At 62.1% G+C, this 15,730-nt stretch carries 14 protein-coding genes; 12 read left to right on the top strand and 2 right to left on the bottom strand.

Annotation, left to right across the window (positions count from 1 at the left end; genetic code table 11):
* Position 1: 1 nt before the first annotated feature.
* Entirely contained in the window at positions 2–1,378 is a 1,377-nt protein-coding gene (gene tilS / locus VWP12_RS09515) for a tRNA lysidine(34) synthetase TilS (RefSeq protein WP_410473930.1), read from the top strand.
* 371 nt (positions 1,379–1,749) lie between these two features.
* Here the strand turns inward: tilS and dacB are convergent, their stop codons facing one another.
* Entirely contained in the window at positions 1,750–3,234 is a 1,485-nt protein-coding gene (gene dacB, locus VWP12_RS09510; RefSeq protein WP_410473929.1) for a D-alanyl-D-alanine carboxypeptidase/D-alanyl-D-alanine-endopeptidase, read from the bottom strand.
* Positions 3,235–3,543: 309 nt separating this feature from the next.
* On the opposite strand from dacB, the gene prfB reads away from it, so the two are divergent.
* The 7 genes from prfB (at position 3,544) to VWP12_RS09475 (ending at position 11,306) form a co-directional block, all read left to right on the top strand.
* Positions 3,544–4,642, top strand: a protein-coding gene (prfB, locus tag VWP12_RS09505) for a peptide chain release factor 2 (RefSeq protein WP_410473928.1) whose coding sequence is annotated in 2 segments (ribosomal slippage) — positions 3,544–3,618 and positions 3,620–4,642 — 1,098 coding nt in all. Because the reading frame shifts where the segments join, the coding sequence is not laid out codon by codon here.
* A gap of 147 nt (positions 4,643–4,789) precedes the next feature.
* Positions 4,790–6,286, top strand: a complete 1,497-nt coding sequence (lysS, locus tag VWP12_RS09500) for a lysine--tRNA ligase (RefSeq protein WP_410473927.1) — start codon at positions 4,790–4,792, stop codon at positions 6,284–6,286.
* Positions 6,287–6,452: 166 nt separating this feature from the next.
* On the top strand, positions 6,453–7,202 hold the full coding sequence (locus tag VWP12_RS09495) for a TIGR04255 family protein (protein WP_410473926.1): 750 nt from the start codon (positions 6,453–6,455) through the stop codon (positions 7,200–7,202).
* Between the two features lie 370 nt (positions 7,203–7,572).
* Complete coding sequence (locus VWP12_RS09490) at positions 7,573–8,172, top strand: hypothetical protein (protein ID WP_410473925.1); 600 nt, start codon at positions 7,573–7,575, stop codon at positions 8,170–8,172.
* Positions 8,173–8,540: 368 nt separating this feature from the next.
* A complete protein-coding gene (locus VWP12_RS09485; RefSeq protein WP_410473924.1) occupies positions 8,541–8,999 on the top strand; it encodes a hypothetical protein in 459 nt (152 codons plus the stop codon).
* 422 nt (positions 9,000–9,421) lie between these two features.
* Entirely contained in the window at positions 9,422–10,768 is a 1,347-nt protein-coding gene (locus tag VWP12_RS09480; RefSeq protein WP_410473923.1) for a VTT domain-containing protein, read from the top strand.
* Between the two features lie 226 nt (positions 10,769–10,994).
* Complete coding sequence (locus VWP12_RS09475; protein WP_410473922.1) at positions 10,995–11,306, top strand: hypothetical protein; 312 nt, start codon at positions 10,995–10,997, stop codon at positions 11,304–11,306.
* Between the two features lie 318 nt (positions 11,307–11,624).
* Here the strand turns inward: VWP12_RS09475 and VWP12_RS09470 are convergent, their stop codons facing one another.
* Positions 11,625–12,512, bottom strand: coding sequence for a cache domain-containing protein (locus VWP12_RS09470; protein ID WP_410473921.1), 888 nt, complete (start codon positions 12,510–12,512; stop codon positions 11,625–11,627).
* Between the two features lie 247 nt (positions 12,513–12,759).
* On the opposite strand from VWP12_RS09470, the gene VWP12_RS09465 reads away from it, so the two are divergent.
* The 4 genes from VWP12_RS09465 (at position 12,760) to VWP12_RS09450 (ending at position 15,701) form a co-directional block, all read left to right on the top strand.
* Positions 12,760–13,401 carry a hypothetical protein gene (locus VWP12_RS09465; RefSeq protein ID WP_410473920.1) on the top strand — a complete coding sequence of 214 codons (642 nt, stop codon included), beginning with the start codon at positions 12,760–12,762 and terminating at the stop codon, positions 13,399–13,401.
* A 265-nt stretch (positions 13,402–13,666) separates the two neighbouring features.
* Entirely contained in the window at positions 13,667–13,969 is a 303-nt protein-coding gene (locus VWP12_RS09460; RefSeq protein ID WP_410473919.1) for a hypothetical protein, read from the top strand.
* Entirely contained in the window at positions 13,966–15,183 is a 1,218-nt protein-coding gene (locus VWP12_RS09455; RefSeq protein ID WP_410473918.1) for a PqqD family protein, read from the top strand. The genes VWP12_RS09460 and VWP12_RS09455 overlap by 4 nt, the downstream gene beginning before the upstream one ends.
* A 104-nt stretch (positions 15,184–15,287) precedes the next feature.
* Positions 15,288–15,701: a YidB family protein gene (locus VWP12_RS09450; RefSeq protein ID WP_410473917.1), complete on the top strand. Its 414-nt coding sequence runs from the start codon at positions 15,288–15,290 to the stop codon at positions 15,699–15,701.
* The last annotated feature ends 29 nt before the right edge of the window (positions 15,702–15,730 follow it).

The raw sequence follows: 15,730 nt of genomic DNA, 5'->3' as shown, positions 1-15,730 counted from the left end.
GGTGACCGGCCCGGACGGCATGCCCCGCCCGGCCAGTCCGTCGCCGGCCTCCCATGTCCTGCTCGCCAGCTCTGGCGGGCGTGATTCCCTGGGCGCGCTGGTCCGTCTGTCGCAATGGCGTGACGAAGGGGTCTTCGCATGCCTGTCGGTCGTTCACGTCGATCATGGCCTGCATCCCGACGCCCCGAGCTGGGCCGACATTGCCCGTGAGCAGGCGCATGCCCACGGCTGCGCGTTCGAGGTGCGCCGGGTGGCGGTCAAGCGGGCATCGGTGGGTGCGGGGCGTGGGTCGACCGAGGCGGCGGCGCGCGAGGCGCGTTACCGGGCGCTGGACGAGGCGCTGATCGAAGCTGCCTCGAACGACCCGAACCATCCACCCGTGCTCGTTACCGCCCACCATGCCGATGACCAGGCGGAGACCATCCTGCTGGCCCTGATGCGCGGCTCCGGCGGGCAGGGCCTGTCGGGCATGTCGGCCTGGCGCTCGCGCGATGCGTTCGCCCACTGGCGCCCCTTCCTGGAAACGCCTCGCGACGAACTCGAGGCAGCGGCCCGTGCCAGCGGGTTGGGCTGGGTCGACGATCCGGCCAACGATGATCCGGGATTTGCCCGCAACCACCTGCGCCATCACGTCCTGCCTGAACTGCGGGTATTCTGGCCCGATGCCGTTGGCCGGATTCGCACCAGTGCCCAACGACTGGTGATGGAGCAGGGCCTGCTCGGCGAGCTGGCCGAGATCGACGCCGACCAGTCACTCGACGGCCCGACGCTCGATTGGAGCAAGGCCGCGACACTGCCGCCGCATCGCCAGTGCAACCTGCTGCGCCAATGGCTCGCCCGTCTGGGTTGCCTGCCTCCGCCACCCGAGCGGCTGGGTGAATGGCTAAACCAGTTGCGCACCGCTGCGGCCGACCGCCAACCGCTGCTCGAATGGCCGGGTGGCCAGCTGCGCCGCTACCGCGATCACATCCATTGGCTGCAGGTCTTGCCCGAACCGACGCAGCCGGTCGACTGGCCGGCCGATCAGGATTGCCTGCGTCTCGAGGGTGGGCGAGAAATCCGCCGCCGTCCGAGTCGCGCCGTTGGCGACGATGGCGTCCTGCTGCGGCAATGCGTTGACGAGTGGCGCTTGCGGCCGGTGGGCGGCAGCGAACGATTGCGCCCGGCCGAGGGTCGGCCGAGCCTGCCGATCAAGCAATGGTTCCAGGACCAGGGCATCCCACCGTGGGAGCGGCCCGCAGCCGTCGGGGTGGAGATCGGCGGGCAGCTGGCCGCCGTGCTGGCCGGCGAGCACGGGCTGGTGGACACGGCGTTCCGGCCAAACCCCGATGAGCCCGCCTGGGTTATGACCGAAGTGCGGGAGGCGGGTGCCGGTTAAGATAAGCGGGTTGTTCGGTTTCGTCGAAAATCCGGACAATAGGTGAATTGAATCAAGGCGTTGTGATCAACTGTTGATTCAAAATCTATGACCTTCATCCCGTCAGGTTTAACCCCGTGGGAGCAGGCCTTGCCCGCGAAGGCGACGTGAGTCGCCGCCGTGTTGCTCGGATGATCCCGAGCATGTTTCCAAGGGCTGAGCGGGGCATGCGCCCGACGCGCTTCGCTCGCCAGGCAAGCTCCCACAATGGTCGAGGGCGCCCGTAGGAGCGGCTTTAGCCGCGAAATTCAGCGAATGGCGACCCCCGGTTCCCGGCCTCAAACCTTCGCGCCTAAAGGCGCTCCTACGGTCGGCTCAGGCCCCAGCGGCGTTCAACCGTTCTCGTACAACCACGTCAGCAACGCGTCCTGCACGCGGGTACCGCCGCCGTACTGCACGCCCTGTTCGTTGTGCAGCATGACCACCACGTAGCGTCGCCCCGATTTCGCCAGCAGGTAGCCCGCGCCGGCGCGCACGTCGCGCAGGGTGCCGGTCTTGATATGGGCGTGACCACGGATCGAGCCGCTGGTCAGCCGCTTTCGCATGGTGCCGTCGATCCCGGCGATCGGCAGGGTGGCCATCACCTCGGCCATGTACGGGCTTTTCCACACCGACAGCAGCATGTTGCCGAGCTGGCGCGGCGACAGCCGCGAGATACGCGACAGCCCCGAGCCGTTCTCGACCACGGCGCCCTCCCAGTTGAAGTCACGATCGGCAGCCCAACGCTCGATCACCCGTGCGGCCTTGAGTTCGGTCGCCGGTGTGCCCTCGAGTTCGGCGCCCAAGGTGAGCATGATCTGGCGCGCCATGATGTTGTTCGACCACTTGTTCATCAGCCAGAGGTAGTTCGACAGCGGGCGCGACTCGTGGGTGATCAGGCGCTTGGAGCCGGCCTGCACCAGTCCCTGGCGCCAGTGGCCCGTGATCGTGCCGCCGGCGGATTCGAACAGCCGTTTGAAGGCGTGGAAGAAGGCATCGTGCGGGTCGCCGGCGACGCGGTAGTACAGATGCGGCGCGCACTGGCGCGAGACCGTACCGCGCACCTGGATCTCCGCCCCCGGGTCGGTGGGATTGCGAATGTCGATCACCGGCTGGTTCGTGCTGCTCCGGCAGGGTTGATCCACCAGGTTGAGGGTGTTCTGCAGCGCCATGCGCGGGTTCGGCGGCCAGGTGGTTACCGCCGATTCGCCCTCGCCGTGGGGCGTGATGCTGATGCGCACGGCGCGATTGTCGAGCAGCAGCGCGTTGGGCAGGGCGTTGTAGACCCGGTCCGGTCGGTTGTCGAAATCGCCCGGATCGGCGGCTATCGGCGCGAAATACGAATCGTCGAGCACCACGTCACCTCGGATCTCCTTCACGCCCAGCTCGCGCAACCGTCGCACGGCGTCCCAGAGGTCCTCGCTGCGGAACCACGGGTCGCCGTAGCCCTTGATGTAGAGATCGCCCGCGATCACGCCGTTGACCGGCACCGAATCGGCCAGGAACTCGGTCTTCCACTGAAACGTCGGCCCCAGCACGTCCAGCGAGGCGACCGTGGTCACCAGCTTCATGACCGAGGCGGGATTGAACAGTCGATCGCCCTGGTGGTTGATCAATGGCGTGTCGCTGTCGACCGCCTGCACCCACAGCCCGAGTTGATTGGCATCGAGCTTCTGCGCCGCGAGTGCCGAGTTCACCGTGGCCGGCAGCGCGTCGTTCGCCGCCGGGGCTGCCAACGGCAGGGCGAGTAGGCAGGCCAGGCCCAGGGTCCGAAGCCAGCCGGTTTTCCGGCTGGATGAGCGGGTGGTGCGCGTGTGATTGGGTAGCATCGGTTCCATGGGGTATAGGTCGTCCATTGGGTCGGAAAGTTGGGCCGGGCCGAAAATCGGTGCTCCGTGCCGGGTATATCGGTCGTAACGTGTTCAAGTCTCGCGCGGGCCCACCCGCGAATCAGCTTCATCATGCCATAGGGGAAAGGCCTGAGAATATGGGGATGTCGCTCCCTCGTTTTCCCGTCGCCATGCGCTTTGAGGTAACCGTGGGCATTCAGTAAACTACCGCACTTCCTGTCGAATCCGGGCCTCGCTCGGATTCGATCAGACGACGCTTGCTTCAAATCTCATCGACTACCAGCGAAACCGCATTCCATGGCCGAAATCAATCCGATCGTGAACCGAATCGACAACCTCATCGAGCGCTCCGAGTCGCTCCGGGGGTACCTTTGACTACGATCAGAAGAAAGAACGTCTAGAAGAGGTCGATCGCGAGCTGGAAGTTCCCGACGTCTGGAATGATCCGGATCGTGCCCAGGCGCTCAACAAGGAGCGCGCCTCGCTGGTGCGCATCGTCGACACGCTTTCCGAGATGCGCGACGGCCTGACCGACGCGCGCGAAATCCTCGAGATGGCCGGCGAGGAAGACGACGAGGACACCATCGCCTCGGTCGAATCCGACGTGTCGACCTTCGAGGGTCAGATCGAGGACCTCGAGTTCCGCCGCATGTTCTCCGGCGAGATGGACGAGTCCAACGCCTTCATGGACATCCAGGCCGGCGCCGGCGGCACCGAGGCGCAGGACTGGGCCTCCATCCTGCTGCGCATGTACCTGCGCTGGGGCGAGAAGCACGGCTTCAAGACCGAGATCACCGAGATCTCCGATGGCGAGGTCGCCGGCATCAAGTCGGCCACGATCCGCTTCGAGGGTGAGTTCGCCTTCGGCTGGCTGCGTTCCGAGACCGGCGTACACCGCCTGGTCCGCAAATCGCCCTTTGACTCTGACAACCGCCGTCACACCTCGTTCGCCTCGGTGTTCGTTTCCCCCGAGATCGACGACAACATCGAGATCGAGGTCAACCCGGCCGACATCCGCGTCGACGTCTACCGCGCCTCCGGGGCCGGCGGTCAGCACGTCAACCGGACCGAGTCCGCGGTGCGCTTCACGCACATCCCCACCGGGGTGGTGGTGGCATGCCAGTCCGAGCGCTCGCAGATCCAGAACCGGGACCGGGCGATGAAGCAGCTCAAGGCCAAGCTCTACGAGCTCGAGATGCAAAAGCGCCGCGCCGAGGCCCAGGCGGTGGAAGACACCAAGGCCGACGTCGGCTGGGGCAGCCAGATCCGCTCCTACGTGCTCGACCAGAGCCGCATCAAGGACCTGCGCACCAGCCACGAGACCGGCAACACGCAGGCCGTGCTCGACGGCGACCTCGACCCGTTCATCGAGGCCAGCCTCAAGAGCGGCCTGTAAAGCGTACAACTCGCGCCGTAGGAGCGGCTTCAGCCGCGAAACGCCGTAGTGCCACCCGCGGCATTCGCGCCTGAAGGCGCTCCTACAACCGACTGAACAGACACGCCGGCACCGCCCGGCCCAACCCCACCACCAAGAGCCGAAACCATGGCCGAGCAAAAGCCCGCACTCGACGAGAACCAACTGATTGCCGAGCGCCGCGAGAAGCTGAAAAAGCTGCGCGAGAGCGGCAACCCGTTCCCCAACGACTTCGACCGCGAGCACATGGCAGGCGAACTGCAGGCCGAGTACGGTGAGCACGACAAACCGTGGTTCGAGGAAAACACCGTGCGCGTCGCGGTCGCCGGCCGCGTCATGGCCAAGCGGGTGATGGGCAAGGCGAGTTTCCTCTCCATCCTCGACCAGTCCGGCCGCATCCAGTTCTACGTCTCCCGCGACGACGTCGGTGCGGATGTCTACCAGGACTTCAAGACCTGGGACATCGGCGACATCGTCGGCGGCGAGGGCGTGCTCTTCAAGACCAACAAGGGCGAGCTCTCCGTGCGGGTCGATTCCATCCGCATGCTCACCAAGAGCCTGCGCCCGCTGCCGGACAAGTTCCACGGCCTGTCGGACACCGAGTCGCGCTATCGCCAGCGCTACCTCGATCTGGTGATGAACGAGTCGGCGCGCAAGACCTTCCGCCTGCGCAGCCGCGTGATCCAGTTCATCCGTGACTACCTCAACCAGCGTGGCTACCTCGAGGTCGAGACGCCGATGATGCACGTCATCCCCGGCGGCGCGGCGGCCAAGCCGTTCATGACCCACCACAACGCGCTCGACATGCCGCTCTACCTGCGCATCGCGCCGGAGCTTTTCCTCAAGCGCCTGGTGGTCGGCGGGTTCGAGCGGGTCTACGAGATCAACCGCAACTTCCGTAACGAGGGGCTTTCCACGCGGCACAACCCCGAGTTCACGATGATCGAGTTCTACCAGGCCTACGCCGACTACCAGGACCTGATGAACCTCACCGAGGACCTGCTGCGCCAATGCACCGAGGAGGTCCACGGCGGCACCACCATCGAGTACCAGGGCAGCACCTTCGAGTTCGGCAAGCCCTTCGAGCGCCTGACCGTCCGCGAGGCGATCCTGCGCCACAACTCGGATCTCACGGAAGCGGACATCGACGACGAACAAAAGGCGCGTGCGGTGGCCGAGAAGCTCGGCATCCCGCTCAAGGAGTCTTACGGCCTGGGCAAGGTGCAGATCGAGATCTTCGAGAAGACCGCCGAGCACAAGCTGCACGACCCGACCTTCATCACCGAGTACCCGGCCGAGGTCTCACCGCTGGCCCGCCGCAAGGACGACGACCCGTTCGTCACCGAGCGCTTCGAGTTCTTCGTCGGCGGTCGCGAGATCGCCAACGGCTTCTCGGAGCTCAACGATGCCGAGGACCAGGCCGAGCGCTTCGCCCAGCAGGTCAACGAGAAGGAAGCCGGCGACGAGGAGGCCATGCACTTCGACGCAGACTACATCCGCGCGCTCGAGCACGGCATGCCGCCGACGGCGGGGGAGGGCATCGGCATCGATCGGTTGATCATGCTGCTGACCGACTCGGCGTCGATTCGGGATGTGCTACTGTTCCCCCACATGAGGCCAGAATGACGGTTTCTACGGATGAGAAACGAGAACGAAGAAGCCCTGTCTTTAGAAGTTGCTTTTTTGTTCGGCAAACGTACTAAGTAGTGAGCGGTTGATTGGCCCCGAAACCGTTGTCAGGGTTGCGATATGAACACTTTAGGGGCTGATCATAAAATCGGATTTTTATCCAATGTCAGATAGATTGCCAACTAAGCTAATAAACGAACCCTTGGTAGATGCTGTCTTTGAGATTCGATTTCAATCAAAGGTTTCGGCATCTGACGTTCTGCCCGGCTACCTTTATGGGAAGCTAAAAGGAGAGACGAAGACAGAACGACTCTCTGCGGCGGAAGTGCCTAAGGCAGTCAGGGATAACACTCCGAATTTGAAGCACGCGCCACTGGTTAGGATGCACTGGCGCAATTATGTCGTCTCTATTGGCGATAACAATGTCGTAGTCGGTTGCAAGATGCCTTATCCCGGCTGGGCTGAATTTAGAAGTTCGATCTTTGAGATTCTCCAAGAGGTTTCGGAGTTAGATGTTGTTGAGTCCGTTTATAGATTCTCATTGAAATATGTAGACCTGATTCCCTCGCAAGATCTTGAAGAGCAGGTTTCTTTTGTTGATTCCTCAATTCGAATTGGGAGCCACGCCCTTCGGTCGGAGAGGTTTCATTTTCGCCTAGAGCTCCCTGAAAATGACTTGATCCAGATCTTGACTATTGCGTCTTCAGCTGCTGTGCAGGACGAAGAAGGGAATTCGAAGCAAGGTCTCGTCATAGACGTTGACTCGATCCTCGAGAATCCGGACGGGGTTCGCTCAGATTGGATTGGGTACGTTGAAAAACAAATAGATCGGGTAAAGTTAAGAAACAAAGAAACATTCTTCGATTGCTTGTCCGACAAAGCTCTTGAGTTAGCGGAACCCATTTATGAATAGTTATCAAACTATAGAAAGGTCTGGTTCTTCGGGGGGAATCCCGGTCCTTCTGTCGTTAGAAGGTGTCAGTTTTGCTCTAAATTTGAGCGAGGAGTGGGCCGCGCAAGCCTTGGGGTTAGCGCCTGAAGCTGGATCCGCTCTTGTGGGGGAAGTATATAGAACGGTAGGTTCTGCCTCGTCATCGGATCAAAACGAAGTGACGGTTGGCAGAATGTCATTTGAATCCGGCGATGCGGAAAAGTTAAGACTGCTTAACACGATTAGGAGTGTTTATTCTGACTTGGGAGCTCGTCAAGAGCCTCTGGGGAGAGAGTTTGCAGAAGTTCTTAACGACAACTTGTGGGATCTATATGAGGAATAACCCGCTAGGATGAGGGCTGAACTTGATCGAATCGAAGATTTTATCCCCCACTACCTGACGAAGGAACGGGCAGAGGGGCTGGCAAGAGAGCTTTCTAAGTTTAAGGAGCGTGAGTCGGTAAGCTTTTACATGAAAGGTTATCAAGACGAGCGCCTTCAAGGAGATGGCTGGCTAGGCTTTCCTGTTGTTAACCTTCAAACTTGCGAGGTGAGAAAGGTAAAAGGCGTTATACTTTCTAACACTTGTGATATCTCGCCGGAGAATTCGAGAGACATCGAGCCGAAAATAATTTTCGCACCGCTGGTGTCCTTGGCGAATTATGAGAGGCGTCTGATTGAGAAAGGACTGCCAGCCGAAAAGGTTTCGGGCAAGCTTGACTCTATTAGGAGCCAGAGTGTGTCAAGCATATTCTATTTTCCTCCCCAGCCTGGTGAGTCCGCCGAATATATTGCTCCTTTGGACGACATCCACTCCGTTCCAATTTCGCATCATGGAGGAGATGGCCTCAGTGGGAAACTCTTTACGCTGAGCATGGTTGGATTTTATTTGTTTCTGTTCAAGATTTCAGTCCATTTCTGTCGATTCCATGAGGGGGTTGATAGATCTTAGGATCTTAGAGAAAAGGGATCAGAACGCCGTTTAGGCGCTGAGCTTGTTTTCGCACGCTCTTTCGTGGTGAGGCTGCTTCGTCACCCGTAGCCCAGCGCGCGAGGCACTTTCTCTTGCTTGCCCAAGAGAAAGTGCCCAAAGAGAAGGGCACCCCTCGCCTTGGCCCTGCGGGCTTCCCTCCCGTCCGGGGCGCCGCGGACGGGTCGGTTCGACGCGACTTCCTGTCGCGGCGAACCTCGGGGCGGCGTCCTTGCCGCCCCGACCCTGCGTCACCCCGGACGCTCGGCAAGGCGAAGGGGATCTCACCGCCCGCCGTTCGTGCGGCGCCACGTAGGAACGGGGGTCAGAATCATCTAGTACTAGTTCCCGTGAAAGTACAACCTGATATCGTTTCCGTCTGGACTACAGGAAAGGATTCTGTGGTGTTCATTGTTGTTCGCGTTGTATTGCTGATCGCGTTGGCCGTGGTCGGTTTCATTTTGTACGGCCATGTGCTGTCTCTCATGGCGAGTCTGTTGCCCCAAGGCCTGGATCTTCAGTCGGTCGTTGGTTTGTTGCTGCTGCAGGGCTTTTTGGCCGCACTAGTTGTGGGGAGCTCGATGAGCTATCCGATCGCCTGGCTTGCGGGGCGTCATGCCCTGTGGGCGGCTGTTGCTGCGGTGTTGCCCGTGCTGGTGTTCCGTGTCCCTTCCTTGTTTGACACCACTGTGCATGGAATAACCACCGTCATCATGGTCTACGAGGTTTTTGCGTACGTAACGCTGCTGGGGGTGGGAACGTTGCTGGTCCACAGGCGTTTGAGTGCCCGGGCCACTCAAACGGAGTGAAAAAGGGATCAGACCCCTTTGAACGGTCGACCGCGACGCCCCGCACGCGGAAGCCATCAAGTTTCCCCAGATCCGCGGCGTACGCAGTGGCCCGGTCGCGCGGCAGTTCTTCAATAGCTTCAGCTAGGCCGTCAACGGCCAACCGGCAGGGACGATCGTCCGTACCGAGGGCTAATACCTCACGACACCAGCGCTCATCCTGTTCAGGGCGATCTCAGCTTGCCCCCGTCGGCTGATTGTCGATCGGCTTGGAGGAAACCATTCAGGGCCGGCCAATTCTCCCAGCAAGCACACAGGTGTCTGACCTCGCGCCGATAGCACGGTATTACGTTGACCGACATCGTCGTGCGTAGTGGCTATACTTTTCCGCTCCCTCCCAACCACGCACGGGTGATCTCATCGACAGGTTTCTCCAGTCTGCTTTGGAGCTCTCGCCCCTGACGATCTATCTCGTACTCGGGGTGCTTTGTTGGGCGGAAGCCGCGTTCTTTCTCGGCTTCTTCACGCCCGGTGAGGTGGCCGTGGTAATCGGCGGCATCCTCGCCTCCCGTGGTCAAGTCGAGATGGGGCCCGTGCTTGGCGTCGTGCTGTCGGCCACGCTGCTGGGTAATGCGACGGGTTTTTATCTCGGTCGTCGCTGGGGCGACAGAATGTTGCACTGGGCACCACTGGAGCGTTACTTCGGCCCCTCGATCCAGCGAGTTCAGGGTTTCATGCAGCGACGAGGGGAATGGGCGATCGTGCTGGGTCGGGTGTCCACTCCTACCCGGATCATCGTGCCTTTTCTCGCTGGTGCGTCGGAGATGCCGTATCGTCGTTTCCTGCTGTTCGATGTGCCGGCAAGCATCATCTGGGCAATCACGTTTATCACGCTTGGTGTTGTGCTCGGTGCGTCCTGGGACGTGCTGCAGGAAGTCACTGGAACCGCCGCTCTTCTGGTGCTGATCCTGTTCATCATGGCGCTGGTCATTCGTTGGGTGGCTGCCCGCATTGCGGCAAACCGGCGCCGGGTGGAAGAGGTATTCCTCGTCGCACTGCGGGTTACGGGCTTCATCGGGGTCGCCCAGGCACTCGTCCCGGGTCTTCACTGGCTGAGCCGCCGGTTCAACCCAAGTTTGGCCCAGGGGTTGAGCCTGACGCTCAGTTTCCTCGTGTTGTTGGTTGCCGCGGGGGCTGTCGGCCTGGTGGTCAGCCAGACACGGGCCGTAGCCGGTTTGGCGCTGATCGACTTTCCTGTTCTCGAATGGATGGGTGACGTGAGAACGGACGAGGCTGTCGCGGTCGCGCGCGGCGGTCTCCTGGCGTTTCATTGGCCTGGCATCCTGACGCTGGCTCTCCCGTTAATGGCGTTCGTGTGCTGGCGTGCCGGATGGGGAGCCGCGCTTCGAATCGGCGCCGGTGTCCTCTGCGCAGCCGGCGGCGCCTATTTTCTCGATCGCTTCGTGCTGGAAGGTGTGGTCCCCGATGCGGAGTTTCCTTCGGTGCCGGTCGCGGCCGCAGCAGCGCTTTTGATTCAAACGACGGCGTTCACTTTCAGAATGTCGAATTGGCGGTCCGCGGTGGCCTACGCCGGGATCGGAACCTTCGTGCTCTTTACCGTGGGAATGGGCACCCTCGTGGCCGGCTGGGCCGCTCCCTCGGGAATCGTTTTAGGGCTGGCGCTGGGGGTAGGCTGGGCCACGCTGGTGGAACTGGTCCTGGGTGTCCACGGTTCGCAACGGCCCCCTCCCACTCCAGAACCGGACTCCCGGACTTCATCCGATGCGTAATGGCATTTGATTGCCTGATCATTACTGTCCGCTCGTGAAAGGGCGCTAACGGACGGACGTCCCTGAGGCGACATCGCCTGCATGCGGGATGGGGCTGGATAAGCATCTGTTTCCCACCCGATCCGTGCTGTTTCCGGCACTTTCCCCGTGTTCCCCTGTCCGAAGAATGCAACGGCCTCGTGACAAGAGGTCAGGATCACCATGAACCGTGACAGGGGGACTGAGTATGAGTGACCAGAAGTCCGACCGTATCGATCGTCGTCGCCGTCTGCTGATTACGCTGGGCGCTGGTGTGGCCGGTGCCTATGTCGCGCCGACGCTGGTCAATGTGGCCCGAGCGGAGCCGCCTCACCATGGTGGTCACGGCGGCCATCACGGTCATTCCGGGCCGAGCTACAGCCGGCCCAGCGGCCACCACGATCACCATTACTCCGAACGCCGCCACTATCGCGACAAGCACCACTATCGTCGTCGCCGCGACGATCACCACGACAGCAGCATGCATTTCAACATCCTCCTGCATCCCAGCCATTGGTGATCACAAGGGACACAAGCGATGTCTACCGGCCGGGAGTCGGGAAGGCGACGCGGCTCTCAGAGGGCCTGGGATCGCACCGATGAGCGCGGGGTTGGACCTGGGCAAGTGTTGAATTTGTGGGGCTTCGGGCTGAAAACGCCGGGCAATGCGGCTATAGGGCGTGGTTCTCGGCTCTGAAAGCGGTGACATGCATATGCGGCACAAAATCGCGTAGGGACTGATCAACTGCATGCGCAGCAGCCGCCTCACGCGGCGGTTCTTCAACAGCGTCGGGTAAGGATTTCCGTGAATGCCCGAAGCCCGGGCTTCCGGCGCCCGTTACTGATACATGCCGGCCCCGACGATCAGCGTCTCGTCACCCACTGCGATGCTTCGAACATAGGTGCTTTTCACGGCATCAATCTGTGGCTGAGTGGGCCGCGGCCAGTGATAGGTGACCCAGCCATGCCCCTTCTCCTTGGCCAGCCTGATGTATTCACGCACCAGGTACTTGCCGGTACTGTCCTGCGCATCCCACAGGCTGCGGCCCTCGATGCCAGGAAAGGCAGGGTTGACGAGCTCCACGCCGTTTTCGGCGGTGACGAAGATGTAGGTGTCATGAAAGAAGAAACGGCTGGTGGGATCGCGCAGCGTCGGGAACGCGGCCTTTCCCTCTCGTTGCAGCAGGTCGGCCGCGGCCTCCACCTCTTCGACGAGGAAGGCCTTCTCCATGCCGCCCTGGTATACCCCGCTGCCGACCAGGTAGTCGCCTCCGGACGGTGAACGCGCGCGAACGATGTAGGTCGATTTCCAGGTCGGTTCCAGCTCGTGGGGCCGGTTCCACTGGTAGTGCACCCACCCCTTGCCGTCACCCTCTCGGGCGGCCTCGACGAACATCCGCCCGATCGGCTTGCCGCCGACGTCCTTCAGGTCGATCAGGTTCTGCTTTTCGTGTTCGGGATCTGGCGGGTAGACCTCCCGGTTGCCATCCAGGTCCCAGACGAAGAGGTAGCGCTCACCGCGATACCACCGACTTGCCGGCTCACGGAAGTCCGCGAAGACCGACTCGCCTTCCCGGCTGATCGCCTCGGCCGCATTTTCGACGAGCGTGACCGTCTGGCGCGTGGTTTCCCTTTCGTAGGGTGGCAGGGAGGGGTCCTGGGCCGCCAGCAGGGGGGATGCCAGCAGCCAGGGCAGCAAGAGCACGTATTTCGACCAGCTGTACACGATAGATCTTCGCCCGGGCTTTCTGGTTGGTTTGGAACAAGGATAGTCCGCTATGGCGTGGCTTTTTCCTGTTCGTGAGTTGGACGTTTATTCCTCCGTGCGGCCGCCTCGAGCCGGGGTTGACTGTGACCGTCACCATCAACTGATCTCCGCAGGTCGAGCCAGCCGTTCTGGCCTACGCTGGTATCTATCAGCACTCATCGGCAGCTACTGACCTTGTCGAGTGTCCCAACGTCAACGGGTTGATATGGCACGAAGTCTCCGGCGTGTTTTTCGGTTGTGCGCTTCGATTGCCCTCGCGGGCGGGGCGGGCTTGCTGCTGGGTGCGTGCACCACGACCATTGTTCCGCCCGCATCGGTGGATCGGCCGCAATCGGTTTTCGTTCTGGACCACGGGCGTCATTCCAGTCTGGTGCTACCGCACCCCGACGGCTTTGTCCGCTATGCCTACGGTGACTGGGGTTGGTATGCCGAGGTCGAAACCGGCACCACAGAGGCGAGTCGGGCCGTTCTTTTGCCGAGCCGTGCCGGGCTGGGGCGGAGCGTGAAGGGAGAGGCCGCAACCGCGAACGGGGTGCGCGCAGGCCTCATCGTCGGTATCCAGGATCTCCACGAGGTGCAGGTCGAGACCGACCAGGTGGCTACCTTGCGCTCCTCGCTTGAAGGTCTCTACCGGGACAACGAGGACAGCCTGAAGTACAACGCCGTCTATGATCTCGCCTTCGTCGAGCATCCGGAGGCCTATGCGTTCTGGAACAACTCCAACCACAAGGTCGCCGAATGGCTGCGACGGCTGGGATGCGGTATCGAGGGCAGCGCCTTCTGGGCCAGTTGGCAGGTGAAGCGACGGGCTGACGATGAAGATGTAAGAGACCTCGGCAGGGATTGAGGCGCCTTGGGCATTGCCTAGGTAAGGGTCCGAGATGCTTGCCGGCCTTGCCTTCTCGTGCGGCCCGGGGACCGCCGGTCACTCGCCGTGGGTAACCCAATCAGCCAGTCGCATGGTCATAGTCGGGTGTTTTTTTTACCCTTTCCCCGAACGCTTTCACCTCGGCACTTTTGCCGCCCATCCCTGTCAGAAAAGGAAGATCGCGACTTTGGCTATGCGTCCGGGTCGCGAGGATTCTTCCAATGACTGATACGGGGATTGGTCAATGAGTGATCACCAGTCTGATGAAATCTATCGCCGCCGTCGTCGTTTGCTTGTCACGCTGGGCGCGGGCCTGGCCGGGGCCTATGTGGCACCCACATTGGTGAACGTGGCGGGGGCGCACCCGGGTCCGCATGGACACGGCAGGGGCAGCTATTCCCGTCCGAGCTACAGCCGCCCCAGCGGCGGTCATCACCATCATCACTATTACACCGAGCGTCGGTACTACCGCGACGATCGGCATCATCACCACCATCGTGACTCCGAGTTGCGACTGAACATCCTGCTGCATCCCAGCCGCTGGTGACCGCCGGGGGAAAAGCCACGGAAGTCCGGGACCTCGTCCTGCCGGGTATCGGGCCGGCGGTGCGTGTCTCGGGTTGTCCGGAGTTCTCGGCGGTGCTCAAGGCGGCCTTGGCGGGCTGGCCGATCACCGAGGTGGCGGCTGACGGGCCCGCACCGACCATCCGGCTGGAGGGCCGGAACGGGGAATGCCGGCAGGTCTCGCCGGCCTTTCCCGGTGGCGTGTCTCACCGTTCGCCGGTGTCGGCGGCGTGCGCCGTGGCCGCCGATTTGATCGAACGCTTTCTTGAACTGAACCCTCAGTGGATCGGCCTGCATTGCGCCTCGGTCGAGGTCAACGGCCGGCTGGTGCTGTTCCCGGAAACCCACCGGGCGGGCAAGAGCACCCTGATGGCGGCGCTGGCCGGTGGCGGGCAGCGGGTGTTCGGTGACGACGTGCTGGCGCTGGGTGAGGACGGGCAGGGCATGGCGTTGGGCATTGCCCCGCGGTTGCGCTTGCCGCTGCCGCTACCCCCCGCACTGGACGTGGCGCTGCATCAATACACCACCACGCATGCCGGACCGGAAGACGATCGCTATCGTTACCTCGATCTGCCCGCCGGGCAACTGGCGCATCACGGCGAGACGCTGCCGCTCGGCGCGGTGGTGCTGCTGGAACGTGACGAGAGCCTGGACAAGGCGGAGCTCCTGCGGCTGGCACCGGGCGAGGGACTGACCCGGCTGCTGCGCCAGCATTTCGCCCACGATTTGCCCAGCGAGGCGCTGATGGCGCGCTTTCTGCCCCTGATGCAGTCGCTGCCGTGCCGGCTGCTGCGCTACCCCGAACCATTGGCGGCAACGCGACGCCTGCTTGCGTCGATGCCGGGCGTTATCGACGGGGTGGATGCCGGCCCCAGTGCACCGCCCAATGCACCTGCCGCCCAACCGGCGCGCACCATGGTGGACGCCGATGATCGCTGGCAGGCGACCGAGGCCGTCCGTGAGTACGAACTGGACGAGGAACGCTTCCTGATTCACATCGCCAGCGGGGCCATCTACCGGCTCAATGCCACGGGGCAATTGGTGTGGGGGTTGCTCCGGGCGGAAACGATCAGCGGCCGCGAGATCGCGCTTTTGCTGAGCGATATGCACCCGACGGTATTGGCGAGCCAGATTCGGGTGGACGTGCAGGCACTACTGACCGACCTGATCGACGCGGATCTCGTCGTGCCGGGGTGACCTGGAAAGGCGTCCCCGCCTCGGGACTGGCGGAAATCCCCCTGGTATTCAGGCTGCTATATTCGATAGACGGTCTTCGGACGCATCAGCAGGGGGAGAGGGTCATGGGTCTATTGGATGGTGTGGTCGGCAAGGTGCTGGGCAAGGGGTTCGGCGGGCCGGAGGGCAATGGTGCGCTGTTGGGCATGATCACCCAGCTGATCCAGGACAGCGGTGGTCTGAGCGGCCTGTTGCAGAAATTCCAACAAGCCGGATTGGGCGAGCAGGTCGCATCTTGGGTGGGTAATGGGAGCAATCAGCCCATCGATGCCAGCCAGGTGTCGTCGGCCGTGGGCAACGACACCCTGAACAACCTGGCCTCGAAATTCGGCATCGATCCCGGCCAGGCATCCGGCATGCTTGCCAAGGCGCTTCCTCAGGTCGTCGATCGACTGACGCCCAAGGGCGAGGTAGATGAAAACAGTCAGGTGCCGGCCAGCGGGTTGCAAGGCATGCTGGGCGGGCTGTTCAAGTCCTGAACACCCACTGACCAAGGCGGCCATCGCGG

The sequence above is a fragment of the Guyparkeria sp. TX1 genome (genome assembly GCF_046523965.1).
Taxonomy (GTDB): Bacteria; Pseudomonadota; Gammaproteobacteria; order Halothiobacillales; family Halothiobacillaceae; genus Guyparkeria.
This window is presented reverse-complemented; position numbering and strand designations above follow the sequence as displayed.